The 308-nt window shown below is 31.8% G+C and carries 1 rRNA gene; it reads right to left on the minus strand.

Annotation, left to right across the window (positions count from 1 at the left end):
• Positions 1 to 67, minus strand: a 16S ribosomal RNA gene (locus tag ACJDT4_RS23380); the annotation flags it as partial.
• Positions 68 to 308: the final 241 nt, after the last annotated feature.

The following is a 308-nucleotide window of genomic DNA, read 5'->3' on the forward strand; positions in this document are numbered from 1 at the left end:
GCTCGACTTGCATGTGTTAAGCACGCCGCCAGCGTTCGTCCTGAGCCAGGATCAAACTCTCAATTTAAAAGTTTGATCTAATGCAACAAGTATTATTTAAATTATGATGGTTAATTTTCCGTAATACTTCGTCAATAAAACACGCCAATAAACAGTTATTAACCTATTTCATTTCCTCGTCTTCCGAAAAATTTTCTCATCATTACTTATATATAATGACTCATTGAATTTTTTAAGCTCATCGCTTTATTTTATTAAATAGAATTTCTTCTATTCAAAAGAATTGCTGGTTCATTATCTTTTCTCTG

Origin of the sequence: Clostridium neuense, from assembly GCF_045310695.1 — a bacterium.
Taxonomy (GTDB): domain Bacteria; phylum Bacillota; class Clostridia; order Clostridiales; family Clostridiaceae; genus Clostridium_S; species Clostridium_S neuense.